The following is a 25,681-nucleotide window of genomic DNA, read 5'->3' as shown; positions in this document are numbered from 1 at the left end:
CCGTCCTTATTGGCTTGGCAAAGGCAGCCAACGCAGCACGGATTGGATTTTTTGATCCCAATATCCCCATTCATGCTCCCCCTGCTCCTCTTCATATGTATAGTCAAGATCCAAGGTCCGGCAATAGTCCCTAAACCTGACGTTATCCTTATAGAGGAAATCTTCCGTTCCGCAGCACTGATAAATTCGGGGAGCTGTTGTCTTAGCGTCACTGAGTTGCTTGGCCAAATGGAATAAATCGCTCTCACTGCCCTCCAACTTGCTTGTGTCTCCGAATATGAGCGACATGTCCGCTTTTCGCTCAGGATCATCGGCCAACCGGGCGATATCCACGACTCCTGACAAGCTTGCGCCTGCAGCAAACCGCTCCGGATGAGACAGCACGAGCTTTAGCGCGCCATAGCCACCCATGGACAAGCCGGCAGCATAATTGAACTCTCGATCGGAGGAAAGCGGAAAGAATGACTGCGCCAATCTTGGAAGCTCCTCGCTGATAAAGCTCCAATACTTATAGCCTGATTGCATATCTGTATAAAAGCTTCTGTTTACCGCAGGCATCACAACCGCTAGTCCTAACTCCGAAGCATAACGTTCGATCGAGGTACGACGCATCCATATGGTATGATCGTCAGAAAGACCGTGAAGCAAATATAAGGTTGGATGTTTGTCGCCGTGAACCTTAGATTTCAAGCCGATCTGACTCTGGCTGAGCTGGGGTAGGATCACATACATGGAAGCGGAGACCCCTAAAGTTTCCGAATAAAAGTGACAATCTATAAACGCCATAATTTCTTTTCTCCCTTCAGTTGAAAACCACCCGCATGCGGGTGGTTTTCTCAACATGATAAATTTGAGGTTACTTCATTATTTATTTCATATGCTCTTTAATTCTTGCAATGGATTGCTGCACAAGCAGATAATCCGACTCCTCCATGCGTTCCGTACTATATTTAGCCCGTTCGAACTGCAGCTGCAAGGTAGATAGATCGTTCTTGATCCATTTGCTTATCTCCGACCATGCGCTCACGGTTTCGCGCAGCGTCTGATGCTCCAATCTAGCAAAGCCTTTACGGCGGCTGTAACGTTGAAGCTTTTCAAACTCCAAGATGATTTTTTGATTAAAATCTACCGCTTCGCGTTTCGTTCGCCGAACATATCTCGGCAGTGTGAAGCCCCTGCGAATCACAACGAATACGGCAGCGCCTAATATCGCAGCTCCAAAGACAATAGCAGTTATCCACAACCAATGTATGTGGGTATTAGCTGCATCTGCATCGACTTCTTCCGCATCCGCTGCAAAGGCTGCGACATCCACTGGATCCGGCTCGTTATCCGGATATACATTAGGCAGACGGAAACCGGATGTCGGCTCAAATGAAATCCAGCCGTAACCTGCGAAGTAAATCTCCACCCAAGAGTGGGCATCTGAATTCCTTACCGTATAGGTACCGGCGCCATCAACGTCGACCTCCTCAAAATAGCGGCTCCCTGCTCCGTATTGGAGGATATCGTCCGGGATCGGAGACGAGCCTGAGGAATAACCTTTTACCCATCTTGAGGGCAATCCGATGGAACGGGCCATCACAGCCATGGCGGTCGAATAGTAATCACAATAGCCTTGCTTGATTTCGAACAAGAACCGATCTGTGAAATCTTTACTTTGCGCTTTGCTTTCATCCGGCGTGTTCGTATAAGGGAACGTTTCACTTAAATACTTTTCGATCAGCTTCGCCTTGTCGTAGGAGTTCGCACCTGACTTGGTGATGTCAACAGCTAGCTGCTTTACTCTCTCCGGGAGCTCATCGGGCAGCTGCAGGTATTCACTCCACTCGGGCTTACTTTTGTAATCCTCATTTACCTTACGAAGACCTTCCTCATCAATAACAGCTTCTTGGGTTACGATTTGATATTCTTTCGGATAGTTCTTCTCACCCACAAACCTCAGTTCCGCCTGACGGGGTGACCAAAGTAAGAGTTGGAACGGATTCTCTCCTTTATTCACTTCCGTAATTTTCTGTATCGGATATCCCCCGAACAGCACCGGAAACTGCTCTTCCTTCTCCATGACAACGTGTTGGGTGACTTCCTTGGTTTGCAGCAAAGATACATCAAACCTGGGATCCTGGTGTAATTCGGTTACGCTTACGAAGTTCAATGGAACCTTTTTCTCCGCTTCACTCTTGACCCACCCGGTCCCTGTGTAGAGCGCCCGGGTTTCGCCTCGAAAATAGGTTCTTTTGGACGTCTCGACTGTCATTACCGGCGAATAATCATACTTAAAGCCTCCTCCAAGTGCTGTATCATCACGGCTATAGCCTGATGAGGTATCCGATGTCGGAGACTCGACACTAACACCTTTGCCCAAGAGGGGGACAGACTCCCCACGGCTCATTTTCCAAGCGGTATAAGGATCCCTCAGTATCGGGTTAATTGAAGGGGTAACAGCGCCAATAAATACTGTCAATGCTATGATGCTCACAAGGGGAACGCCGACGGTTGAGGGGTATTCGCTGATCGTTTCCCAAATAGCAGGAGCGCGGTTCTTCAGTTCCATGAAATGCCGCAGCACCATCAGGGATAGCCCGCAGAACAGCACCATGGCTGCTTGAGGCCAGAGCACATAGACACTGAACGAATCTCTAATCGCAAAGAACAATACGCTGATTACGATCAGAATAAAAATTCTCAATTTGGTCCGCATGAACCAAAGCGCAAACAAAAAAATGAGCCATGCCGACAAACTGAACCAAATATACGGCTCGATTGGATTTAGGTTGGCCGTGATCCAGGATAGCAAAGCCTCTGCTGTCCGGCCTCTCAAAGCGATATAGTGATAATGGAGATAAAGTCCATGTATGAGAAGAATAAGTACGATTTGTACCGCTCCGCTCAGCCATTTGTTCAAGCCTGTACATACACGCAGCAGCCCTGCAATCAACAAGGTTCCACTAACGAGCATGACCGTCTCATTCAGCCAAATCACTTCTTCTTTATGGATCCAGATTACAAATTGATATAAAAACACGCCTAATAGGATCGTATGGAGTCGCAGCGGCCAATCCTTCACAAGGAAACGAACCAACCATCTTTCACGCATATCGTTTCGCTCCCCCCAATACGTTAGGCAGTTCATCCAATTGTCTGATTTCTTCTGCCGCGTAACCGTGTGAGCGCACCTGCTTCAACCAATCGCTGGCCCCAGAAGGAGCACCTGACGGATGAATCCACATATGGCATGGGTTCATTTGCAAACGCTCAATCTCATGGAGCAGCTGCAGAATGGAAGAACCGTTCTGCGGAGAAACGAGAACAAAGAAACAACCGGCCGGCAGCTGCCGGGCCCTGTCTTTGATGATGCTGCTGAGTGAATGAAAACCGTCGGCCTCTGCGCTTACCAGGTGGCTCATCACTTGCCGATAGTGATTGTGGCTTTGCTGGGGTTCCATGTATACAGCTTCTTTTCCGACCGACACGAGTCCCAAAGCCAAATTCCGGGACGATGCGTATCGGAACAAGGAAGCCGTTACAGACACGGCTAGCTCGAACTCTTCAGCATTTCGGTATGCTCGAGAGGAACGATCCAGTAAAAGAATGGTTTTGGGCAGTGACTCCCGTTCGAATTCTTTGGATTTCCAAGTCCCTGTTTTAGCCGTAGCCCCCCAATGAATTCGGGATAATCTATCACCATAGATATACTCTCTTACGCCGTTAATCTGAGTTGTCTCCCTGTGAGCGCGAGTTGAGGCAGAATTATGTTGAAGCCCCTTCATCATTTGGTGGAACTGCGTCCATTCACGAATCGCTGCAGTTTGTGGGTAGACGACAAATTGTTCCCTCAGCTCGATTCGGCCTTTGTGCTGAAAAAAACCGAAAATATCCTCAGTCGAGCATTCTGTATAGCCAAAACGGTACAAGCCCCTTCGCAAAGGCGGCGTAGAATAAAGGACCTCCCCTTTACGCTTCCAGTCCGGTACGAACGTCCCTTCAAATACAGACTCTTCTCCGTTTTGCCTAATGAGCTGATCACGAATGACCATGTAAGCGATAGGCCAGACTCCCGGAATTTGAACTTCAATGGTGACCTTAAGTGAGTGTCCCGCTTGCAGCTCAGCCGACTGTTGAGCAGCTCCCGCAAGCTTGCGGACACCTCGGGTTCTCTTAACTCCGCTCCAATTACCAAGCAGCAAATAGATGGCCAAAATCAATACAATGAAAAATAGCATGGCAGCGAGCTTACCGCCTTGAAACAAAAGGAAAAATAAACTGCAAATTACGCAGGACGTTATGGCCCAGAATCCGGCGGGGTAGCTCGAGCGATCCAATAACCGTTTCATGAACTGTCTGTTCATGCGGCTCACTTCTCCAATCGCACCGGAACGCGTACCTGTTCAAAAATAGCTTGCAGAACAGACGCGACGGTTGCTCCATCCATGCGCGCCTCGGATTGCAGAATAATTCTGTGTCCGAGTACAAATGGAGCTAAATATTTGATATCATCCGGGATCACATAGCTTCGGCCTTTCAAAAATGCGTAAGCTTTACACGCAGCAACTAAGGATAAAGTTGCTCTGGGACTTGCTCCAAGATAAACCGATTTATGCTCCCTTGTTTTCCTCGATATAGTAACCAGATAGTCCGCAACCGCATCATCCATATGCACCGCTCTTACTTGGTCCTGCATGTCCGAAACCTGCTCGGCAGTAGCCGCGGGTTCGAGAGATTCAATGGGATGGGCCTTACTCTGAGAGGAAATCATCTGTTTCTCAGCCGTTTCACTTGGATAGCCTAGACTCAGCTTCATCATAAAGCGATCCAGTTGAGCTTCGGGCAGCGTGTAGGTTCCCTCGAAGTCGATGGGGTTTTGGGTAGCTAGCAGCAGGAACGGGGAGGGCAGCTCGTGTATATCACCATCAACGGTGATATGCTTCTCTTCCATTGCCTCTAAAAGGGCGGATTGCGTCTTCGTTGTGGCTCGGTTGATCTCATCCACCAGGAGAACGTTGGTCATCACCGGACCTGGACGGAATAAAAACTTCTCCTCTTTGGGATGATAGATGGAAACACCTGTTATATCCGAAGGCAATAAATCCGGATTGCATTGGATTCTTCTGAATTGGCCTTCAATTGATTTTGCCAGCGCTTTGATAAGCACGGTTTTTCCGGTTCCGGGGACATCCTCGAGCAAGACATGACCGGCTGCCAGCAAGGCCGTGAGAAGTAATTCAATTTCATCTGTCTTCCCAAGTATGCACGACTCCAGATTGGCCTTAAGCTTAGCTAATACATCAACGTACTGACTTGTGGCAGTATCCATGTCTGATCCTCCTTAGAGCTTTCCGTTAGGAAAGCTATCTTCGTAAGCTTGTGCTGAGCTTTCCGTTAGGAAAGCTATCTTCGTAAGCTTGTGCTGAGCTTTCCGTTAGGAAAGCTTTCTTCGTAAGCTTGTGCTGAGCTTTCTGTTAGGAAAGCTATCTTCGTAAGCTTGTGCTGAGCTTTCCGTTAGGAAAGCTTTCTTCGTAAGCTTGTGCTGAGCTTTCTGGAAGAAAGCTTTCTTCGTAAGCGTTTGCTTTTCTTCCTCAAAATCGGCGAAATTTGCCTGAAAATCCAGACAAAATGGCTTAAATCTAGTTTACAGGATTCCACTTCCTGCGTACACTTGTAAAATCTCTAAATTTATTTGTAAAATATAACCATTCTTTGGTTAGACGTCAAACAAGCCCCTACGGTTTAACCGCAGGGGCTTATCTTCTTGGGCATATAGCTGCTACTATTATCCTTTCGGTTTGACGATTATGGCTGCCAAAAAAGAAAAAATAATCGCGGCAGATATACCAGCGCTGGTCACTTTAAATATCCCGGTAATAATACCGATCCATCCGTCCTTATGAAGCTCTTCCAAAGCACCGTGAACAAGAGCGTTGCCGAAGCTTGTGATCGGTACTGTCGCTCCTGCACCGGCAAATTCAATAAATGGCTCGTAGAGCCCGCAGCCATCAGCTATAGCACCTAATACAACGAGCGTGCTCATGGTATGTGCTGGTGTCAGCTTGCCCACATCCATGAGAAGCTGTCCGATTACGCAGATGGCTCCCCCAATAATAAACGCCCACAGAAAGTTCATCCGTCTACCCCTCCATCTCTATAGAAACGGCGTGTGCGATACATGGAATACTTTCACCCTGTTGAAAGGAAAGAGGTGACAATAGTGCCCCTGTTGCAACGACAAGAATCTTCTTCAGCTCGCCTTTCCTCATGCGCTTAAGCAAATGACCATAGGTCACAGTCGCGGAACATCCGCAACCGCTGCCGCCCGATTGTACCATTTGCTTTTCGCGATCGAAAATAAGTAAGCCGCAATCGTCGAACTTCGTTTGTTCAATTGGAAAATGATGCTTTTCAAACAATTCTTTCGCAATACTTAAACCTACGGCTGCTAAGTCCCCTGTAACGATAAGATCATAGTATCCCGGGTCCCTGCCAAGGTCACGGCAATGCGCTTGAATGGTATCAACAGCAGCCGGAGCCATCGCCGCGCCCATATTAAAAGGGTCTTTAATGCCCATATCAACAATTCGTCCAATTGTTGCTGATGTTACGACCGGACCGTCGCCTTCTTTCCCAAGAATGGCGACCCCTGCTCCCGTGACCGTGTACTGTGCGGTCGGCGGCTTCTGGGAGCCGTATTCCGTGGGATAACGAAACTGCTTTTCCGCTGTGCAATTATGGCTGCAGGTACCTGCCATGACATAATGGGCTGAGCCGGAATTCATAAGCTGGCTGGCTAAAGCCAGTCCTTCCATAGAGGTGGAGCAGGCGCCAAAAATGCCGATATACGGCATGGCGAGAGTTCGTGCGGCAAATGTATTGGAGATGATCTGATTCATGAGGTCGCCGCCGATATAGAATTGGATTTGACCGCCTGTTAATCCTGCATGGTCAAGGGCTCTTTGCGCGGCTTCCTCCAGCAAGGCCTTTTCGGCCTTTTCCCATGTTTTTTGGCCGACCATCAAATCACTGTGAACAATATCGAAGTCATCTGCGATAGGACCTTGTCCTTCATCAGGTCCAACAACAGTCGCCGTAGATAAAATGACGGGTTTATTTTCAAATATCCAGCTCTGATGTCCCTTCAGCATGATTTAACCCCCCATTCCAAAAATGAGGTGTACGATGCCGACGAAAAAAGCAGCGACTGTGCCAAATACAATAACGGACCCTGCTAGCTTGAACATATTGCCGCCGATGCCAAGCACGACGCCTTCCGCACGGTGCTCAATAGCTGCTGAGCACAGCGAATTAGCGAATCCGGTAACAGGAACACCCGTACCCGCTCCTGCCCATTGTGCAATCTTATCGTAGACACCAAAGCAAGTTAGGACGACTGAAATAAAAATAAGCACCGCAACCGTTGGATTGCCTGCCGTCTTCTCTGTGAATCCGAACCAATGAATAAAAGCTTTCATCAAGCATTCTCCGATTAGACAGATAAAGCCGCCGACCAGAAAGGCGCGAATACAATTTTTTAAAACCGGTCTAGGCGGTTCCTTTTCCTTCGCCAGCTTTTGATACTCTTGCTGCGTCATGGTCATATTCTTTTTCTTGTTGTTCGCCATATAAGCCCTCCTGCTGTCATGATCAGCTTAGCTTTTCAGTTGAGTTTCAACCAATCCGATCGCTTGCTTAAGTTCCTCCGAGCACTGTTCGTACATAGTCTTAGCCTTTTCATTTTGGGTTGTCAGTGAAAATAGCTCGAGATCTGCTTGGCATTTTTTCAGTGTAGCCAGCAGCATTGGTTTTTGACTCGGCTCCGGCACCTTCAGCTTATCGTCGTACAAATCAACTGTAAGCAAGCCGTCCGAATCGACCTGCCCTAGAAATACATTTTCGGTGGTTACGCCTATTTTATCCAACTCCGTATGAAGCCATCCTCTGCTTTTTCCGGCGGTTGCGAGCGGCTCGTCCGCAATAGTACCATCAGAAATAACAGCTTGAGCCGGCTTCTCGGTAGTCAGCTTCATACCCATATGTTTCGGTGTGAGCGGCTGCATGTCACTTTTCAGCAAAACACTGAGATCACCGTTCGATTCCAGCATGGCAAATTCAACATCCGCCACTCGAAAAATGCTCTTGGTGCGCAGCTGCTCAAGCAGTTCGTCCGCTGTATATCTTTCTTTCTTCAAGTTATCCTCGAGGATTTTACCATCCTTGATCATGACCGTTCCCTTGCCTTCAAACCACATCCGAATGGTTTTACTCTTTAACGATAAAAACTCTATGGAAAGAGGAACAACGAACCAGACACCCATAGCAAGCAAACCAAGGCCGAAGTGAGCTTCTATGTCTGTAGATGCGAAGCCTGCCAAATCACCAATGGCAATCCCGGTTACATACTCGAAAAAAGTAAGCTGGGAGATTTGCTTTTTACCAAGAATCCTAGTGAATATGAATAATGTGACTAATGCCGTAAGAGATCGGATGATTATATGTATCCATTCAGGCACATGTCGTTCCTCCTTTAGATTTCTATTCAATCAAATGTCATTATGTGCGAACAATAAATATTCTATGAGCAAACATAAATGTATGTATTTACCAAATATTAATCCACTTGATTGGGTATCTTATTGTCTCAGGAGGTGATAAAAGTGACCGTAGCAGCACAAGTGAAAACATGTTTGGCATCGCTAAAAAGCGCACAAGCCAGCTTAGAAACTTTCGCACTCAGCACGCAAAATCAAGAGGCTAAGCAGCTTTTTGAGAGTGCAGCCCAATCCACCCAGCAAATCGTCGATCAAGTGTCTTCCCGAGTACAACAGCTGGAAAATGAAGAGCCTCAATATAAAGGCTTTTAATCATATGGATGGACGAAAAAAGCGCACCCAAGCATCCGCTTGCCGTGCGCTTTTTTTTACTGCAGACAGAGGAATAGAAACAAACAAAGCAGTACGTACAAAAGTAAAATGAACAAGGTCAAATCTTCCCTTGTCATAAGCCTCTCTCCTTCATCGTATACGTATTCTACTGCAGCGGCTGCCCGGAGGCTTTTCGTAGCTCGTTAGCAAGTCTGTGAAATTCAGCACGTGCTTCTGGATCTTGTGTTGCATTGTAGGCCGCCGAAAGAAAAGCAATGATCACATTTGCATCCTGCACACTTAACATGGGAGCATTCCCTCCTGTCACAATGTCTGTGTACTGCTCCTGCACGCTGTCGATGACATCCTGCCACGTTTTTCCCCATGAAGCCAGGTATTCGATGGGATCGGTGTGAGTTGTCCCGCCCAGCCATCTGGATACTTCATCATGCGACCACAGCGTACCCGTACCATCTGCTTTGGCGGGTATGACTCCCAGACTTCGTTGGCTCAGGAAATAAGCGGCGCGCTGACACCATCGATCAAAAGAGCGGTTAAATTCATCTTGACTATTTGCCGAGCACAGCTCCAAATGAATAAAACGCGGGTTAGCCTGTGAGCCAGCTCCGTATGCCATATAATCGGGGTTTGCCACTTGTATAATTTCATTCGGATCGATAAATTCATGGACAAAAGCGTTTTGAAAGGTTGATGCTTCGTAGGCTCTTTCACTGCGTGCCGTATCGTTGGGATTCGCCGTTTGATGCATAACTACACCTTCCCACTCGCCAATACCGTTCCGATAAGGAATTTGCGGCAGCCCTGGTATCCAATCCACAATAACGGGATATAAGTTTGCCAAGCCCTTCCACCTCCGTCCCTTTCGCAGCCCCTCCCGTACCCGCTGTAGTCCATCGTATTCACTACAGAACCTTTCCGTGCAAATGCCTACAATAGAAAAAAGATAAAAGCGTCCTTCCATTGCGGAAGAACGCTCAGAGTTGTTACGCTGGATCCCTTACTAGCCATAGTAGGCTTTCTCAGACCGCTCGCTATTTATCCGTTTTTAATCAAGGGTGTATAGGAGTAATCACGGATCGTTCGAATAATTCGAAGCGAAATCAAGTTAGTTGTAGTCGTGTCCTTTGGCTTAAAGGTCATCGTTACATAATCCTTAATTTCCATGTCATAGCCAGCTTCTTGGAAAGCTTCAAGAAAATCACCAATTGTAGGCTTCTGTCCTTTAGGACAATAAATGAGAAATTCTCTATTGTTCGCCCCAAATCGATCCGTATACTCAACGGTGGAGTAATATCTGTCTTTTAGCATGCTGTTTCCCTCCTGATTGTATAAAGAACCATCTTTTCCGCCGTTATTTCATTGTAAGGCATACGAACCTATTTTTTTAGTGACATTTGCTGCCAACTTACACTTGTGCTCCTTTGGCTTGCGCTAGCGGTTTTCCACTCCTCAGATAAGACATGAGGGTGCCGATCAACATGAGTACGGCCATCAGCCAAAATACGCCATGCAGCCCGTGGATGAACCCGCTTAATGCGGAACTCCCGCCTTCCATTCCGACCTGCGTACCGGAGAATATCGCCAGCATCGCTTCATGCGGAATCGTATTGGTGATAATGGGCATGGAGAAAGCAATGCTGAGCATCATCCCCATGTTAATCGTTAACGAACGAATCCCCGATGCTTCACCGCGGTATTTCGGTCCCGCTGCGTTCATCACACTGCTCGTATTGGGAGAATTAAACAATCCCGAGCCGACGCTGATTAGCGTCATCCAAAGCGCCAAATGCCAATACGGTGTATCCAGCCATGTATCCATTGCCAACCCGACTAGACCCAGCATACTAATAAGAAGTCCGAGCGTTGCCGGCATTCTTTCGCCGAACCTGTCACCCAGCCAGCCAGCAACAGGAGAAACGAAGAGCATACCCACGGCCAGAGGAATCGTCAGAATACCGGCCTCCAGCGCATCATAATAAAGAGCTCCTTGAAAGTAAAAAATAAGCATGAACATAACGGCCATTCTTGCAATTCCGTTCAGCATCGCTGAAATCATTCCCATGGAGAAGGTTCGGTTAGCAAACAACGGCAAATGTAAAAGGGCTGAAGGGTGTTTCTTTTCCACAGATAGGAAGATCGGGAATGCGATTAAAAAGCAGATGCCGGCAATCCATACGACCGGAGATGCCCAGCTTTGAATCGGTCCCCATGTCAGTGCCAGCAGCAGCCCTGTCACACTTAGCGTGTAGGTCAATAGACCCCAGCGGTCCAGCTTTTTCACTTTCTGCTCCGAGCTTTTGGCGTCAGACATGCCCATAGCCCAATACCCCCATGCAACTGCGATCAGCCCGAACGGCACATTAAACCAGAATGTCCATTCCCATCCAAAGGTTTCTGTTAACCAGCCACCTAAGACAGGGCCGATAATTTGACCGATAGCCACAACCATGATATTCACGCCTAATGCGCGGCCCAATTCCTTCACAGGAAACACATCAGCCACGATAGCCGTACTATTGGCCATAACCATGGCTCCGCCAATCCCTTGCAATATACGCATTAGGATCAGAATACCTGCATTGGATGCAAAACCCGCCAGCAGTGATACGATTGTAAAAAGGATCATGCCCCACATATAAATCCGTTTGCGCCCAAACCGATCGGCCATACTGCCTGCTAGCAGCACGACAACCGTCTGTGCAACCATATAGGAAAGCATAATCCACATTGCTTGCAAGACCCCTGTTTGAAGACCCTTGATTAAATCAGGCAGTGCAATAATTAAGGTACTGAAATTCAGAGCCGACAGCAGTGAGCCTAGACTCGTAACAGACAGCACCCACCATTTTTTACTGGTATTCATCGTTGCTTCCATCTCCTATTTAACTTGATTGAGCAGATCCCTCACGTTATCTAACCTTTGCTCAAAGCTGCCCTTCAGCTTTTCCAAACTGGACACCTTTTGCTGGATTGAATCTACCAACGATTGCAGCAGTACAGAGCTTTGGAGCAAAATGCTGCGCTTGTCCTCATCGGAATCAATTTCCCGATATTGCAGCTTTAACTCGTTTAAGCTGTTCTCCGCCTCAAGAATCGCGGATATTTCCTGCAGAGAAACTCCCAGAACGCGCTTAATACGCAGGATATGGTCCAGACGCTCTACGATCTCCTGTGAATATTGCCTGTGACCTCCGTCTGTGCGAGGAATCGGGGGAATCAATCCGATCTCTTCATAATAATGAAGCGTTCTGGAAGTAACCTGAAATTTGGCAGCCACTTCTTCAACCGAATACACCATTTGATCCATTACATCCTTTACCTCCTTTCCAAAACCATAGTTGCCATATTATATCACAGTTTACGTCAACGTTAGGTATTGAGAAAAAAAGAGAAGCGATTCGCTCCTCTTATCACGTTATTTTATACCTTAAACCGTTCAAAGGTTCCCTTTACTTTTTGCATAGTTTCCGTTAATTCAGCTGCCTTGGCGGACACCTGCCCGAACATCTCCAGCTGAGTTTCTACGCTGGCGAGCACTTCTTCGGAGCCAGCCGCGGTCTGCTCCGTAATGGCAGATGCTGATTCAATAAATTGAATCATGGATTCCTTCTGAATGTTTAAGCTCTGAGTCATACCGCGCATGGTAATAATCAGCTGATTCATTTCGGTCAGCGTCTCTTCAATTTCACGAAAAGCGGCTCCCGTGTGCTCTACACTGACAAATTGCGCCTCTAAGGCACTATGAGAGGTCAGCATGACCTGCTTGGTCATTTCAGCGGATTGGATAACATTATCAAGAATACCTCGAATTCGGTCGGAGGCCTCAGTGGACTGCTCCGACAGCTTGCGCACCTCCGCTGCGACTACGGCAAAGCCACGTCCATGTTCACCGGCTCGAGCCGCTTCAATCGATGCATTAAGCGCTAGCAGTCCTGTTTGCTTCGAAATTCCCTGGATTAAATCGGACATCTGAAGAATGCCGCCGATCTCCGAAATCAGGGTATGCAGATTACCTGAGACGCTCTGAGATATATATCTGAATATTTGTTCATACTGCTTTGAAGTTCATGGACGGCGTCAGCCCCTGTCTGCTGTCTGGTTCGGATGGTGCTGCCCATTTTCTCGAGATTCAAAGCTTGTAAATCCGTATCCCGTATGGAATCAGCCATAAGGTGAATCGTCGTCATTCCTTCTTCAACACCTGAGGCTTGTTTAGCGGAAGCCTCTGCAATTTCATGAATGGCATGATTAATTTCCTTCGCCACAGCCGAAGTTCGCCCGGATGCATCGCTGATCTCAAGTGTATGGGCAAAGCTCGTGTGTGCCGCTTGTTTCACATCAGAGACGATACTATGGATGGTGGTTACGAATTGATTAAACGACGCAGCCAACACACCGATTTCATCACGGGATTTGACGGGCAATCGCTTCGTCAGGTCCCCGCTGCCCTGGCTTATGGTCACCATGGTTTGCTCTAGCTCTCTTAGACGAGCGAATTGCAGGTACACCACTACGTAGACCAATATGCCAGTAATTACTACGCTTGCGATGACTGCAATTAGAGAAGTCTTGAAAATCGAGCTCAGAGATGTCTGAGACAATCCGACCAATAGCGTCTGTCCGTTGGATAGGGCTGTCACGTAGTAACGGGCACTCCATTGACCATACGCGTCACTAAGAGAAGCCACCTCCTGCTGGCCGGCATGCGCTGCTATAAAGCTGCTTAACGTACTGCTAAGTGTAAATCCCTCATCACTAGAAAAAACACTTTTACCATCCTTGTCCAAAATCGCGGAATATAGCAGCTCGTTGCCCATCTTCGTGTGCATGCTAGTAAGAAAATGCTTGGCACCAATGTCCTCCTCCAGCTTGGTCAGCTTCTCCCCGTCTCTTCCGACCTGTACGATACGGGACTTGCTCCAACCGGACACCCCCACATATTTATATACCTTAGGGTCTACAGTTCTAGGCTGGGCAGGCTGCGATATCACTTTATCCTTACCCTTGAGAAGCTCTGTAAATTCGTACGCTTGTGAATTAGGATCTGAGCCAAAGCTAAAATCAATTTTTTCCCCCGCATTAGTAAGTGTTACTTTTCCAGAAGCGTCGGTAATCCAAAACTCATCAATTCCAGACCGCTTTGCAAGCTCGGTGATCAAGGGAAATGTCAGCTTCTGTGTATCCATCATATAAGCGGCTAACACAGCTTGTCCCTGCATTTCATGCTCCATCACCTCTTCAGCTGTCTTCCTCGCTGTGAGAGCGCTTTCTAAGCCGATCCGAACAGCCTCCACAGTGGCAAGCCCCTTCTGATTTGAACTCTCTTCCACCTTCACGTACAAATAATACGCGGTTGCCGACATCAGAAAGGCAATCATGATGATAATAGGGATCACGATTTTGGCGCGGATCGAAATGGACCGTTTGTTCCGATTGTTGGCTAACATCCGAAGAACCACCCTTCAACAAAATATGTATGTATTCGACAAACTTATTTGAATTATATGTCACACTTTCACATTTCGACAATAGAAATTTACTTCTTCAGACCTAATCTGCCATATGATTCCATGGTCAATTGTGTTCAAATGACAAGAACCCAGGTAAACCAAGCTCAATCCATTGATTGGGCAGGCTTCCTGGATCCTTGTGTAGGCTGCTTATTTCTTTTTGATAATCTGGCGATATAAACGTAAATACCGTCCCGTCATTTTCTTATTGGTAAATCGTTTGAGTACATAGGCCCTTAATTTATGAGGAGAGGGGTATCGACCCTTTTTAACCTTGTGAACCATTTCATCGATGGTGCGGCAGATTAGATTCGGAAAGCCAGACATAACTTCGGGAACCGCCCCCTCCGTAGCGCCACAACAGGTGTGCCGCAGGCCATGGCTTCGATCATGACGAGACCGAACGGCTCCTCCCAAAGTGTCGGGAACAGTAGACATGAAGCATTTTTAAGTAAATACTGCTTTTTCCTGCCGCCGACAGCACCAACATATCGAATGCGAGGGTTTCGCTTGATACGAGGTGCAAGCAATTTGTTGAAATAGCGACGGTCCTTGATGGGCCCCGCGATCAACAATCGATGTCCGGTTCTTTCCGCGATTTTGATCGCTTCCAGCACCCCTTTTTCGGGGATCAGCCTCCCGATAAACAGCAGAAACCCTTTTTTCTCCTTACTAAATTGGTAGTCTCTTGGACTGATTCCGTTATAAACGAAGTAACCTCTATTCTTCCCCATAATGGTCCTAGCACGCCGGCTGACATAGACGGGATGCTTAACACGCTGTTTAACAGGCAAATGCAAGGTACAGATGGTCGGTATCTTCAACTTTCTGCGCCCCAAAGTCGAAGTAAAGGTATGATCGTGGATGATATCCACATGCCGTGGCATTCTTTTCAACACGAACCTGGCTATTCCCCGATCTCTCAAATTCTTTTTATAAGGAATTAGCTTCGCGCTGCTTCGACTGCCGCGGGAGGCAAATAAATAAACATCATGTCCACGGCGAACCAGATTTTCCGTAAGCTCATGCACTACTTTCTCCGTCCCGCCTTGATTAGTCGGGGGCAGCGGGCGGGCGTCCGGGTAGTTTGATATGACCTGGACGATTCTTAGGCGTCTCATCCTTCCTATCACTCCATTTCCGGCAGCTGAGTCGATTGTATCTCTCTATCGTACAGAATATGCGATCGAGAAATGAATGGAACGGATCGGATCGTGTTCCACTGAAAATAGACAGAAGCTGGGGGACATCTAAACTGGTTAAAAGAGGTCGTAGGAAGATGAAGCGTTTTCAGTTATGATAGCTGTGCAGATCAAATCACGCATTCGGACTATTACTACTTCATACAGAGAGGAATCTGCCGCTATGTCTAAACAAAAGAACAAAATGCTCCGTAAGTTGGCTTTGATGGGCGCCTGTGCGGTCGTATCATTCACTTGCGTTTCCGGCTTGGCACTTGCGCGGGATAGCCAATATACAAAGAACGGAACTGGTCCTTTATACTGGAGCACTTATGAATATCAATATACCCACAACGCACCGATGGACGAGCAGGAATGGAAGAAGAACATCGACTGGATTGCAAAAGATTACAAAGCCTACGGCTACGATATGATCGCTTCGGATGGTTGGATTGAAGGTGCTCAGCAAACAAATGAAAACGGATACATTCTTTCCCACAACGATAGCTGGGAGCATGACTGGGCATATTGGTCCAATTACATCCACAATAAAGGCATGAAGCTTGGTGTCTATTACAATCCTTTGTGGGTGACAAGAAGCGCTGCAAACGATCCAAGCAAAACAGTCATAGGCACGAATATAAAGGTTCAAGATATCGCCAGCTCGAAGGATACCTTTAACGATGATCTTTACTGGGTGGATGTGACCAAGCCGGGAGCTAAGGAATACATTCAGGGCTATGTGAATTATTTCAAGCAGCTTGGCGTCACTTACTTGCGGATCGACTTTCTTTCCTGGTATGAGTCCGGAACGGATAAGGGCAAGAAGATCGGTGTGAACCATGGCTCTGACAATTACCAAACAGCGCTCAAATGGATGAAGGAAGCCGCGGGCGACGACATGGAGCTTAGCCTCGTGATGCCTCACCTGAACAATCATGCCGCAGGCGAGCTTCCTAACGGTGATATGGTCCGGATTAATGAGGATCTGGCACACGGCGGTTGGGAGAACCTGAGCGGTCAAAGGCAGAACTGGATGAACGGCTGGTCACAGTGGGCGAACCCGTTCCAAGGCTTCACCGGCTTCTCAGATATCGCAGGCCGCGGGTCAGGGATGATCCTCGATGGAGATTTTATTCGGATGAATACGTTCAAAACAGATGATGAACGGCGCAGCATCATTAACTTGTTTACCATGGCGGGATCGCCGATTGCTATCACGGACCAATATTCAACAATCGGAAATACTGGCAGCTTCTACAAGAACGAGAACATGCTGAATCTGCATAACCAAGGATTTGTAGGCAAACCTTATTATCGGAACGGTAACTCCTTCAGCAGCGACCCGAATTCGCGGGATTCCGAGAAATGGTTGGGCCAACTGGCTGACGGTTCCTGGATTGTTGGCTTATTCAATCGATCCGATGCTTCGGCCGTACGCTCGGTTGACTATGTCAAAGACCTTGGCCTAAGCGGCACGGCGCTGACAACCGACATGTGGTCGGGCAAAGATCTTGGCACCATGTCCGCCTACAGCCCGCAGCTTGCCAAGCATGCATCGAGTGTGATCAAGATTGAGCCTGTAGGTTCGACCGTTACGTATCAATCCGAAGTTGCTACATGGGTTGGAGGCGCGCATTTCAACAATGACCATACCGGCTATCAGGGCTTCGGCTTTGTAGACGGTTTAGGAAACCCCGGGGCTAAGGTTGTATACGCAATTGAAGCTCCCCAGGATGGAACTTATGCGGTAAGCTACCGCTATGCGAATGCTACAGGCGCTGACTCTACCTTACAAATAAGCGCTGAAGATTTGAATGGCAGCAAGGTGCAGCAAGCCAAGCAAGTATCGTTCCCATCCTCGAAGGATTGGAATACTTGGATGAATCAAACTAGCACGATTAAGCTTAAAGCAGGAGTCAACCTGGTTACCTTAGAGCGGACATCATCCGACCAAGGAGCCATTAATCTTGATTCGTTAAGCATGGCAAAAAAGCAAGGCACCTCCTATCCGGATGTGGAAGTTCGAAACGGAGACTTTGAAACCGGCACTCTAGCCGGTTGGACAGAATGGCACCCTGCAGGGCAGGAAGCTAAATATGGTGTGGATACCTACGATAACTATAAGGGAACTTACAAGCTATATTTATGGGATACAAAGGCCTATAAGCAAAGTGTGCACCAAGTCGTTTCCGGTCTTGATAACGGTTACTACACGGTATCCGCATGGGTGAAGGAAACGGTCTATGGTCAAACACCAACTATCGTAAGAATGGAAGTTGCCGATTATGGCGGTAATCCCGTCTATCAGCCCATTTCACCTTCTTCCTCCTATCGTCAAGTTCAATCCAAGGTCCATGTAACAAACGGACAATTAAATATCGGTTTTTATGTCAACTCACCTGGACTAACCTCGCTGCAAATTGATAATGTGAAGATCGAACGCACATCTTAATCGAAATGCCAAAACAGCCACTCTGCCCGGCTTCGGGCGGAATGGCTGTTTTGCTTTTCATTTATAATTGGGACTTTATTTTACAAATTAATTCGGACAGACTCGCTTGCTCTTCTGGTGTCAATGCCTTGGTTATTCGCTGCACCAAGCAATCAATGTGACGCGGAAAGCTGTTCATCAACTGATTGGCTTTGTCTGTGGGGGATATAATAAAGCTTCTACGATCACTCGGGTCCATTCTTCGATCTATGTAGCCCTTGTCCTCCAGACTGTCAAGAAGCCTTGTCAACGTACTTAAACTAATAGCAGGTACTTGCTGGGCAATCTCCTTCACTACAACAGGACCTCTCGTTCCGAGCACGAACAGCACATTGAATTCATGGCGGGAGAGCTCTGCGCTGCAGGCAAAGCTGTATTGATACTGCTGAAGGGATTGCCCTACGCTAATAAGAAATTCCCGAATGATTTCCGACTGCTGTTGTTCCGTGCGAAGTGACATGTAGAGTACCTGCCTTTCCCTATGATGAATCCAAAGTACTAAAAGTTCCATAAGAAGTCAATGGGGTTACCCATGAAATCCACCCGCAACTGCAAAAAAAGCCTTCATTCGAAGGCTTTTTTTAAGTATTTATTATCGTAAGTATAAGGCTAACGGTTGAATATTTTGCTCTCTGATGCATGCCACGACAAGACCCGCAATCTGGATGGCGCCTAATTCTTGAAAATGTGTATTATCCTCAGCACCGCGGGGAAAATTCGGAAATTCACCAGGCCAAGCCCATAAGAACAATGACTTCGATTCCTCTGCTCCGAGCTGTTCATATAACACTTTGCTCTTAGCAGCGAGATCGAGCAGGATCACCTGCTGTTCTTCAGCGAGCTCTTTCATCGCCGTAATATAATCGCCATGCGTATCACGCAAGGACCCGTCCTCGTCGAAGAAGCGCCGGTGAACAGGTGTAATCAGAATCGGGATAGCCTCGCGTATTCTTGCCGCGTCAATATATTTCTGCAGATGCTCTTTATACGTCGTGTATGGGGAAGTATGACGCTCTTCGTCCATTTTCTGATCGTTATGACCAAATTGAATGAATAAATAGTCACCTTTGCGAATTTGGGAAGCGATGACATCTAAACGTCCTTCATGGATAAAGCTTTTGGAGCTTCTTCCCGATACCGCATAATTGGCCACAGCTGCGTCAGCTTTGAAGTAATAAGGCAGCATCTGCCCCCAGCCCGCATAGGGATATCCGTCAGCAGGCTGGTCGGTGACCGTCGAATCGCCTGCAAGATAGAGCGTCGACACCTGAACGGCAGGAGCTATGTGCATGGCGTTAACCCTGGGCGCCGCGCCCGAGAAGGCTAATCGCAGCTTGCCGTCGCTGACATGAACTGTAAAAGAAAGAACGGCAAACTCACCTTCATTCGTTTGCAAATCCTTCGCGATCAGTCTGCCTTCGCCCGCTTTCAGCGTTGTCCGTGTCCCTATTATCTGATCACCGATGGTCATCTCGACTCGGTAATTCCCGCTTGGCACAGCTACTTGAAACACAGCTCCGGCCGGGATGCAAAAGGATCTCCTAAGAGGCCCGGGTACACCTCGATCCCGTGAATAAACATTCACGGGATTCAGGAATCCATAGCCGGATTCCTCTGTATATACGGTTGAGTCCAAGACCTGTGTGTAGCCTTCTGCTACAACTCCGGGCCCAAAGTCAAATTTAAGCTCGTTTCCCATATTTCGTCCGCCTACCAATCCTTGCGGTTAATCAGGGAGGAAAGGAAGATTAGCGCCAAGCCTTGTCCCCAGCCCTGAATGCGTTTGTGAGGCACGCCGCGGTAGCCATCGATATCTTTCATGACAGCTGTCCCTGCAGATACATTCAACACAGTGCCGTCTTCCGAGATGTTTGCCAGTATTCCTTGTATTGATTTGTTAATGTATTTGTTATACAAGCCTCCGCATCCGATCAACGCAGCCGCAATACCAGCAGAGCCTGATGTCTCCAGATAAGACGTCGGATCTGTCGTTACGGTATGCCACAAGCCGCTCTCATCCTGCAAGCGAACCAAAGCTGCCAATTGATCGCGCAGTGAGCCTTCAATGATCATGAAGGAAGGATGGGTCACCGGGATGATACCGAGCGCTCTTGCCATAGTAATGGATGCCCATGAATTGCCGCGGCACCAGAAAATGCCGGACATATGATTCTGGGCAATATGATCCCAGCCGTGATAGTACAAATTCGTCGTCATATCCTGCAAATAATTCTCATGCCCGTGGTACTGCTTGAGTCCATCTTCAAAATAATCCTCTCGACCCAGCAACGCTCCGATTCTCAAGAGAAAATAGCCTGCCATGAACATCGTATCCACCCATGCCTGCTGAGGGAAGTTATACGATTCCGAGTTTACGGTATGCTGGAAGATACCCTCGGCAAATCGCTCTGCATCATGCTTAAGAAATTCAGCCATCTGTGTCGCGATTTCGATATATCGATCCTCGCCTGTAGCTTTATAGAGCGTGAGCAGCGAGTGACCGATAGAAATCCCGTTAACGGACAGCTTCGGCAGCCCATCCTCCAGCTTTTCATCCACCCATTCTTTGAGCATTTGCAAATACTCTTCATTTCCAGTAGCTTCATAAGCTTCTGTGACACCGTAGAAGGCAACGCCACCCGGCCAGTCCCAGTTATAATCCATACGGAATGTACGTCTGACTACTTTATCAATAACCTCTCGAATTTCTTGCGGATCAAATTGTAATGCTGGCATCTCCGTCTCTCCTCTCATCTCTCTTTACCCTTTCAACCCGCTGGTGCTGATCCCTTCAACAATGTACTTCTGGAATGCCACGAATACGATGAAAATGGGAAGCAGCGAAAGCGTCGACATCGCGAACATACCGCCCCAGTTGTTCAGAGCATCGTTATCCAAGAACAGCTTGAGTGCCAAGGACATTGGATACAGCTTAGGATCGTTCAAATATAACAGCGGCGTATAGAAATCATCCCATCTCCAATAGAAGGAGAATATGGCGCTGGTTACTAGTGCAGGAACAATTAGCGGAATGATAATTTTATAAAAGATGGTGTACTTACTGCAGCCGTCCATCTTGGCGGCCTCATCCAGCTCTCCCGGAATGGTGCGGATAAACTGCATGATCAAGAAGATAAAGAAAGGAATTCCGAAAAATTGAGGTACAATAATCGGTTTGAATGTCGACAGCCAGCCCAGCTTAGAGAACATTACGTATTGCGAAATAATCGTAACGTCCTGCGGCAGGAGCATCGTCAGCATGACCGCACCGAACCAGAATTTGCTGCCAAAAAACTTAACCCGGGCAAATCCGTACCCTACGGCTGCCGAAGAAGCGACGGCACCAATGGTGGAGATAATCACGATAATGAATGAATTCTTCATGAATGTGCCAAATGTCGTACCTGCGAAGCCTTGCCAGCCTTTGGCATAGTTACTCCAGGTAAAGGTGCTTGGAATCAAGCTGCTGGCTGTTGAATATATTTCGTCATTCGGCTTTAACGAGCTGGCAATTAACCAAAGGATTGGGTACATAGCGGCAATAGCCAGCGCGCACACGAATACGTGATAGACTACGGTTTTTATACTTCTGGATCCATTCAACATATGCTCGCCTCCTAGTTCTCGTAATGAACCCAATACTTGGATGTTTTGAAAATAATAAGTGTGATGACCCCGATAATCAGGAGCATAACCCAAGCCATAGCGGATGCGTATCCCATCTCAAAGAATACAAATGCGCGGTGGAATAGATACAAGGAGTAAAGCAATGTATGTCCAAGCGGTCCGCCCTCACCGTTCGAAATAATGTACGCAGGAGTGAACGTGAGAAAGCCCGAAATCGTTTGCAAGATCAGATTGAACAAAATGATTGGACTTAACATCGGCAAAGTGATATTGAAAAACTTTCGAATGGGACCCGCGCCGTCCACGCTTGCCGCTTCATAATACGAAGCCGGAATATTTTTCAGACCTGCCAGGAAAATCAACATGGAGGATCCGAACTGCCAGACGGAAAGCAAAATGAGTGTTGAAAGAGCTGTTGCAGGGTAGCCAATCCAAGATATATCTGTATGAATGCCGATTATTGCAAGCAAAGCGTTAAGCAAACCTTTATCTCCAAAAATTTGTCTCCACATGATCGAGACCGCTACACTGCCTCCAATAAGAGACGGAAGGTAGTAGATAGCGCGGTAAACAGCAACTCCTCGAGCAGCCACATTCAGCAGCATCGCGACCAAAAGTGCGATAATTAATCTTGCTGGAACTGAAGTAAATACGTACAGTAATGTAACCTTAAGTGACTGAATGATTTTGTCATCTTCCGTAAACATTTTTTGATAATTAGCGAACCCTACCCATCTTGGCGTGGAAAGCAAATCATAGTCTGTAAATGAAAAATATAACGATGAGAGGATTGGATATACGGTAAAAATGAGAAACCCGACGATAAAAGGCAAAATAAATATATAACCGACTACATGATCATTCTCTTTAAGAAACGATTTCATAAAATCACTCCCATCCTCTAAGCTGCTTCTCTTTGTATAATAGGTCGTATGAAGTAAGAAGGACGGCTGTGACGGCCGTCCTCCTCCACACTCTCCGATCCAATCTTGTAATTACTTTTTGTTCTTAGCCAAGATTGCATTCGCTTCTTTTTGGAATTTCGCTGCGCCTTCTTCAACTGTAATTTTGTTGAACAGCATTTGATCCTGCACGTCTTTGAGCAATTTGCTCACTTCTGCTGCACCGGCTGGATCTGGAGGATCCATTTGGCTGCTGTTCTTCTCAGCCCATGCAATGTAATCGTATACTTGCACTTCTTCCGGCTTGAGCGTCGGCTTCATCGCTTCCTTCACTTTGCTTGAAAGCGGAATACCGCGGTCGCCTTTAATGACTTTGTTGGCTTCCGGATCATTCAGCAACCAGCTGATGAACTTAGCGGCTTCTTCTTTTTTGCTTCGAGCTCTTGGAAATGGACAACAGCATACTTGGCTTCATGTACAAGCCGTCCTTCGTATTAGGACCTGGAAGTCCGCCAATCGCAAGAGGTTTCTTTGCTGCAGCTTGCAGCGGGATGAATTGATTGGACCATGCCATCGTCATGAAACCGGTGCCTAGCGCAACCGGATTTTCTTCCGGTGTTCCTTTGGAAAGGGCGACTTTATCAAGCGTATCCATATAGCCCGCATCGTACCATTTTTTGTATTGCGTCCAGAAATCAATAAAATATTTGTTGTCGGTGTAACCTAATGCGGTACCGTCGTTATTAAAGTAGTGTTGTCCTTGTGTACGCAGATAGTAAGGGAAGAATACATCGTATCGCATGTGGTCCATAATCTTGCCTTGACCCTTCATGGTTTGAGCGATTTGTCCCAAATCCGTCCAAGTCCACTTTGTTGGATCCAGGTTAACGCCGGCTTTTTTCAGCATGTCTTCATCAAAGATCGTACCCGTTGCATTTACGCCTGTCGGCATGCCGTACAGCTTACCGTTCAGCTCGCCCGTCTTAACAGCCGCTTCGGCCATTGCGCTTGTATCAATAACCCCGCTCTTCGTGAACTGATTCAAGTCTTCGAGCTGGTCCTTACCGCCATATTGGGAGAGATAGGAGATATCCATTTGGATAATATCAGGAAGCTGATTCGCAGCTGCTTGAGGTGCTAACTTCTTCCAGTAGTCGTCAAAGCCGGAATATTCCGCATCGATTTTCACGTTTGGATGCTGCTGCTCATACATTTCGATCAGCTTCAAAGTATAGTCATGTCTGGACTGACCGCCCCACCATGAGAATCTTAGCTTCACGTCGCCCTTAGCCGCTGCTGTTGCTGCAGGTGCTGTACTTCCGGAAGCACCTGGCGTTGAAGAATTATTGCTTTGGCCTCCGCTGCTGCAACCTACGGCCGAAATTAACATCGCTGCTGAAATTAAAGTTGTAAATACTTTACGTTTCATGTATCGCGTTCCCCCTCTAGAGCAATTCGTTTGTACACCCTTATTATCAACAAAATCGGACATCATTTGAATGCAATAATCCGCCATGTTTGTTCAAAAAACAGTGATGTTCAATTTGCGGATTTTTTTGTACTCCGTCGGAGCGCAGCCTGCAATCTTCTTAAAAACTTGGCTAAAGTATTGAGGATTGTCCCCAAATCCGAGCTGCTCAGCCAATTCAAAGATTTTGACATCATCCTGGGTTTTGATTACATCCATTGCTTTGTGCACCCGCAATGTCACCACATAATTGGAGAACTTTTCGCCGGTCTCTTTTTTAAACAGTTTCCCTAAGTAGTCCGAGTTCATATACAGCATTTGATGGGCCACCCATGTCAAGGAAAGCTCGGGGTTGCCCAGCTGCTCATTTACAATTTCGATCACTTTTTGAATAATGACCGAATACTTTGTCCGGTTCCGCTCGTAATTCATGTCCGTAATCTCCATGGCGATTTCCTTCAGCATGGTCATACAATGTTGAAGCGTTTCCATTTGGACAAAACGTACGGTTTGCGACATGTACTCGTTCATCCGTTCCTCCGAGCACAGCCTTGCCATGGAGATAAAAGCCTGCAAGACATAAGACTTCGTCGTCTGAATATCCATTCTTGAGCTGACGAGCTGCTCAAAGAACAGATCGAGCTCAGCCTTTGCCTCATTCCAGTTCCCAGCCCTGATATGCAGCAGTATTTTATCCTCGTCATAGACAAATCTTTCGTAGCGCTGCTCCGATGCTTCCGGCACGTCGCGCACCGTTATAAGTCCCGCTTCTCCTAGATAAAACCTGTGACCTAGACAATCCAGCGCTTGGAGATACAGCCTCCTGGATTCATCAATGTCCCCCGCCTCGCTAATTGCTACTGTTGCATCCATTTTGTAGTACTGCTTAAACACTTTTCGGATATCCCTCACCTGCTGATGCAGCAATTCAGCATGGACAGCATCCTCGATAACGATAAGCACCTGATCGCCGACTGTTGAGCTTAAAAGCGGCTCATGCAGCAAGTCCTCCGCGATATTCTTCACTGCAAAAAGATGCTCATATTCAAATGTTCCGTCCAAATGAATCAGGATAAATCTGACTTTCTTACCGTTCAGCTGCAGACCGAACAGTTGGCTGTAATATTCCCAATCACGGGCTCCATACGATTTATTCATCACAAATTCTTTCAGGAACTGCGCCTTGACATGCGGGAGCACCTTCTGCAGGCTTTCCTTCATGGTTTGTATAAAAACTTCCTTACTCTCCTCCTGCTTGAGCTCGGATACGATCTCCTGCAGCGCGGAAACGATTGTATTCTCGTTGCACGGCTTCAGCAAATAATGCTTCACGCCGTATTGCATGGCTTTTTTGGCATATTCGAATTCGTCAAAGCCCGAAAGCATCATGAGCCGGATCTGAGGATGCGTCTCCTTCACCTTCGCTACCAATTCCAGCCCGTTCATGCCAGGCATGCGTATATCGCTGATAATGATGTCAGGCGGGTGCTCGCACACGAACGCGTACGCTTCCACGCCGTTGCGGGCTGTCCCCATTAATTCGGTTCCCGCCGAGGACCAATCCACAATGGAAGAAATACCCTCAAGAATCATTCTTTCATCATCTACTAACAGCACTTTATACAT

General features: G+C 47.3%; 25 protein-coding genes. 2 read left to right on the top strand and 23 right to left on the bottom strand.

Annotation, left to right across the window (positions count from 1 at the left end; translation table 11 throughout):
* Nucleotides 1–6: 6 nt before the first annotated feature.
* From L0M14_RS07720 to L0M14_RS07685, 8 genes are all read right to left on the bottom strand, one after another.
* On the bottom strand, nt 7–786 hold the full coding sequence (locus tag L0M14_RS07720; RefSeq protein WP_235121590.1) for an alpha/beta hydrolase: 780 nt from the start codon (nt 784–786) through the stop codon (nt 7–9).
* An 82-nt stretch (nt 787–868) separates the two neighbouring features.
* Nucleotides 869–3,097 carry a transglutaminase-like domain-containing protein gene (locus tag L0M14_RS07715; RefSeq protein WP_235121589.1) on the bottom strand — a complete coding sequence of 743 codons (2,229 nt, stop codon included), beginning with the start codon at nt 3,095–3,097 and terminating at the stop codon, nt 869–871.
* Nucleotides 3,090–4,349, bottom strand: a complete 1,260-nt coding sequence (locus tag L0M14_RS07710; protein WP_235121588.1) for a DUF58 domain-containing protein — start codon at nt 4,347–4,349, stop codon at nt 3,090–3,092. The genes L0M14_RS07715 and L0M14_RS07710 overlap by 8 nt, the downstream gene beginning before the upstream one ends.
* A 5-nt stretch (nt 4,350–4,354) precedes the next feature.
* The gene (locus L0M14_RS07705; RefSeq protein WP_235121587.1) at nt 4,355–5,314 is read right to left on the bottom strand and encodes an AAA family ATPase; all 960 of its coding nucleotides are present in this window, start codon (nt 5,312–5,314) and stop codon (nt 4,355–4,357) included.
* Nucleotides 5,315–5,770: 456 nt separating this feature from the next.
* A complete protein-coding gene (spoVAE, locus tag L0M14_RS07700; RefSeq protein WP_235121586.1) occupies nt 5,771–6,121 on the bottom strand; it encodes a stage V sporulation protein AE in 351 nt (116 codons plus the stop codon).
* A 4-nt stretch (nt 6,122–6,125) separates the two neighbouring features.
* Entirely contained in the window at nt 6,126–7,136 is a 1,011-nt protein-coding gene (gene spoVAD / locus L0M14_RS07695; RefSeq protein ID WP_235121585.1) for a stage V sporulation protein AD, read from the bottom strand.
* A 3-nt stretch (nt 7,137–7,139) separates the two neighbouring features.
* Complete coding sequence (gene spoVAC / locus L0M14_RS07690) at nt 7,140–7,613, bottom strand: stage V sporulation protein AC (RefSeq protein ID WP_235121584.1); 474 nt, start codon at nt 7,611–7,613, stop codon at nt 7,140–7,142.
* Nucleotides 7,614–7,640: 27 nt separating this feature from the next.
* The gene (locus L0M14_RS07685) at nt 7,641–8,501 is read right to left on the bottom strand and encodes a DUF421 domain-containing protein (RefSeq protein WP_235121583.1); all 861 of its coding nucleotides are present in this window, start codon (nt 8,499–8,501) and stop codon (nt 7,641–7,643) included.
* 144 nt (nt 8,502–8,645) lie between these two features.
* Here L0M14_RS07685 and L0M14_RS07680 point away from each other — a divergent pair, with 144 nt between their 5' ends.
* On the top strand, nt 8,646–8,852 hold the full coding sequence (locus tag L0M14_RS07680) for a DUF1657 domain-containing protein (protein ID WP_235121582.1): 207 nt from the start codon (nt 8,646–8,648) through the stop codon (nt 8,850–8,852).
* 166 nt (nt 8,853–9,018) lie between these two features.
* On the opposite strand, the gene L0M14_RS07675 is transcribed toward L0M14_RS07680, so the two are convergent.
* The 7 genes from L0M14_RS07675 to L0M14_RS07645 form a co-directional block, all read right to left on the bottom strand.
* Entirely contained in the window at nt 9,019–9,714 is a 696-nt protein-coding gene (locus L0M14_RS07675; protein ID WP_235121581.1) for a peptidoglycan recognition protein family protein, read from the bottom strand.
* Nucleotides 9,715–9,908: 194 nt separating this feature from the next.
* Nucleotides 9,909–10,181 carry a hypothetical protein gene (locus tag L0M14_RS07670; protein WP_235121580.1) on the bottom strand — a complete coding sequence of 91 codons (273 nt, stop codon included), beginning with the start codon at nt 10,179–10,181 and terminating at the stop codon, nt 9,909–9,911.
* Between the two features lie 97 nt (nt 10,182–10,278).
* Entirely contained in the window at nt 10,279–11,736 is a 1,458-nt protein-coding gene (locus tag L0M14_RS07665; RefSeq protein ID WP_235121579.1) for an MFS transporter, read from the bottom strand.
* 15 nt (nt 11,737–11,751) lie between these two features.
* On the bottom strand, nt 11,752–12,180 hold the full coding sequence (locus tag L0M14_RS07660; RefSeq protein WP_235121578.1) for a MerR family transcriptional regulator: 429 nt from the start codon (nt 12,178–12,180) through the stop codon (nt 11,752–11,754).
* A gap of 113 nt (nt 12,181–12,293) precedes the next feature.
* Nucleotides 12,294–12,842, bottom strand: a complete 549-nt coding sequence (locus tag L0M14_RS07655; RefSeq protein ID WP_311198853.1) for a methyl-accepting chemotaxis protein — start codon at nt 12,840–12,842, stop codon at nt 12,294–12,296.
* 26 nt (nt 12,843–12,868) lie between these two features.
* Entirely contained in the window at nt 12,869–14,320 is a 1,452-nt protein-coding gene (locus tag L0M14_RS07650) for a HAMP domain-containing protein (RefSeq protein WP_235121577.1), read from the bottom strand.
* 368 nt (nt 14,321–14,688) lie between these two features.
* Nucleotides 14,689–15,504, bottom strand: a complete 816-nt coding sequence (locus L0M14_RS07645; RefSeq protein ID WP_235121576.1) for a glycosyltransferase — start codon at nt 15,502–15,504, stop codon at nt 14,689–14,691.
* Nucleotides 15,505–15,748: 244 nt separating this feature from the next.
* Between L0M14_RS07645 and L0M14_RS07640 the strand changes: the two genes are divergently transcribed.
* Nucleotides 15,749–18,019, top strand: a complete 2,271-nt coding sequence (locus L0M14_RS07640; RefSeq protein WP_235121575.1) for a carbohydrate-binding protein — start codon at nt 15,749–15,751, stop codon at nt 18,017–18,019.
* Between the two features lie 61 nt (nt 18,020–18,080).
* On the opposite strand, the gene L0M14_RS07635 is transcribed toward L0M14_RS07640, so the two are convergent.
* The 8 genes from L0M14_RS07635 to L0M14_RS07605 form a co-directional block, all read right to left on the bottom strand.
* Nucleotides 18,081–18,518: a MarR family winged helix-turn-helix transcriptional regulator gene (locus L0M14_RS07635; protein ID WP_235121574.1), complete on the bottom strand. Its 438-nt coding sequence runs from the start codon at nt 18,516–18,518 to the stop codon at nt 18,081–18,083.
* Between the two features lie 132 nt (nt 18,519–18,650).
* On the bottom strand, nt 18,651–19,757 hold the full coding sequence (locus L0M14_RS07630) for a rhamnogalacturonan acetylesterase (protein WP_235121573.1): 1,107 nt from the start codon (nt 19,755–19,757) through the stop codon (nt 18,651–18,653).
* Between the two features lie 11 nt (nt 19,758–19,768).
* Nucleotides 19,769–20,794 (bottom strand): glycoside hydrolase family 88/105 protein, encoded by a 1,026-nt coding sequence (locus tag L0M14_RS07625; RefSeq protein ID WP_235121572.1) that lies wholly within the window; start codon nt 20,792–20,794, stop codon nt 19,769–19,771.
* A gap of 24 nt (nt 20,795–20,818) precedes the next feature.
* Nucleotides 20,819–21,664 (bottom strand): carbohydrate ABC transporter permease, encoded by an 846-nt coding sequence (locus L0M14_RS07620; RefSeq protein ID WP_235121571.1) that lies wholly within the window; start codon nt 21,662–21,664, stop codon nt 20,819–20,821.
* A gap of 11 nt (nt 21,665–21,675) precedes the next feature.
* Nucleotides 21,676–22,569, bottom strand: coding sequence for a carbohydrate ABC transporter permease (locus L0M14_RS07615; RefSeq protein WP_235121570.1), 894 nt, complete (start codon nt 22,567–22,569; stop codon nt 21,676–21,678).
* Between the two features lie 111 nt (nt 22,570–22,680).
* Nucleotides 22,681–22,986 carry a hypothetical protein gene (locus tag L0M14_RS31460; protein ID WP_311198852.1) on the bottom strand — a complete coding sequence of 102 codons (306 nt, stop codon included), beginning with the start codon at nt 22,984–22,986 and terminating at the stop codon, nt 22,681–22,683.
* Between the two features lie 13 nt (nt 22,987–22,999).
* Complete coding sequence (locus tag L0M14_RS07610) at nt 23,000–24,016, bottom strand: ABC transporter substrate-binding protein (protein WP_311198851.1); 1,017 nt, start codon at nt 24,014–24,016, stop codon at nt 23,000–23,002.
* A gap of 93 nt (nt 24,017–24,109) precedes the next feature.
* Complete coding sequence (locus L0M14_RS07605) at nt 24,110–25,681, bottom strand: response regulator transcription factor (RefSeq protein WP_235121569.1); 1,572 nt, start codon at nt 25,679–25,681, stop codon at nt 24,110–24,112.

Origin of the sequence: Paenibacillus hexagrammi, from assembly GCF_021513275.1 — a bacterium.
GTDB classification, from domain to species: domain Bacteria; phylum Bacillota; class Bacilli; order Paenibacillales; family NBRC-103111; genus Paenibacillus_E; species Paenibacillus_E hexagrammi.
This window is presented reverse-complemented; position numbering and strand designations above follow the sequence as displayed.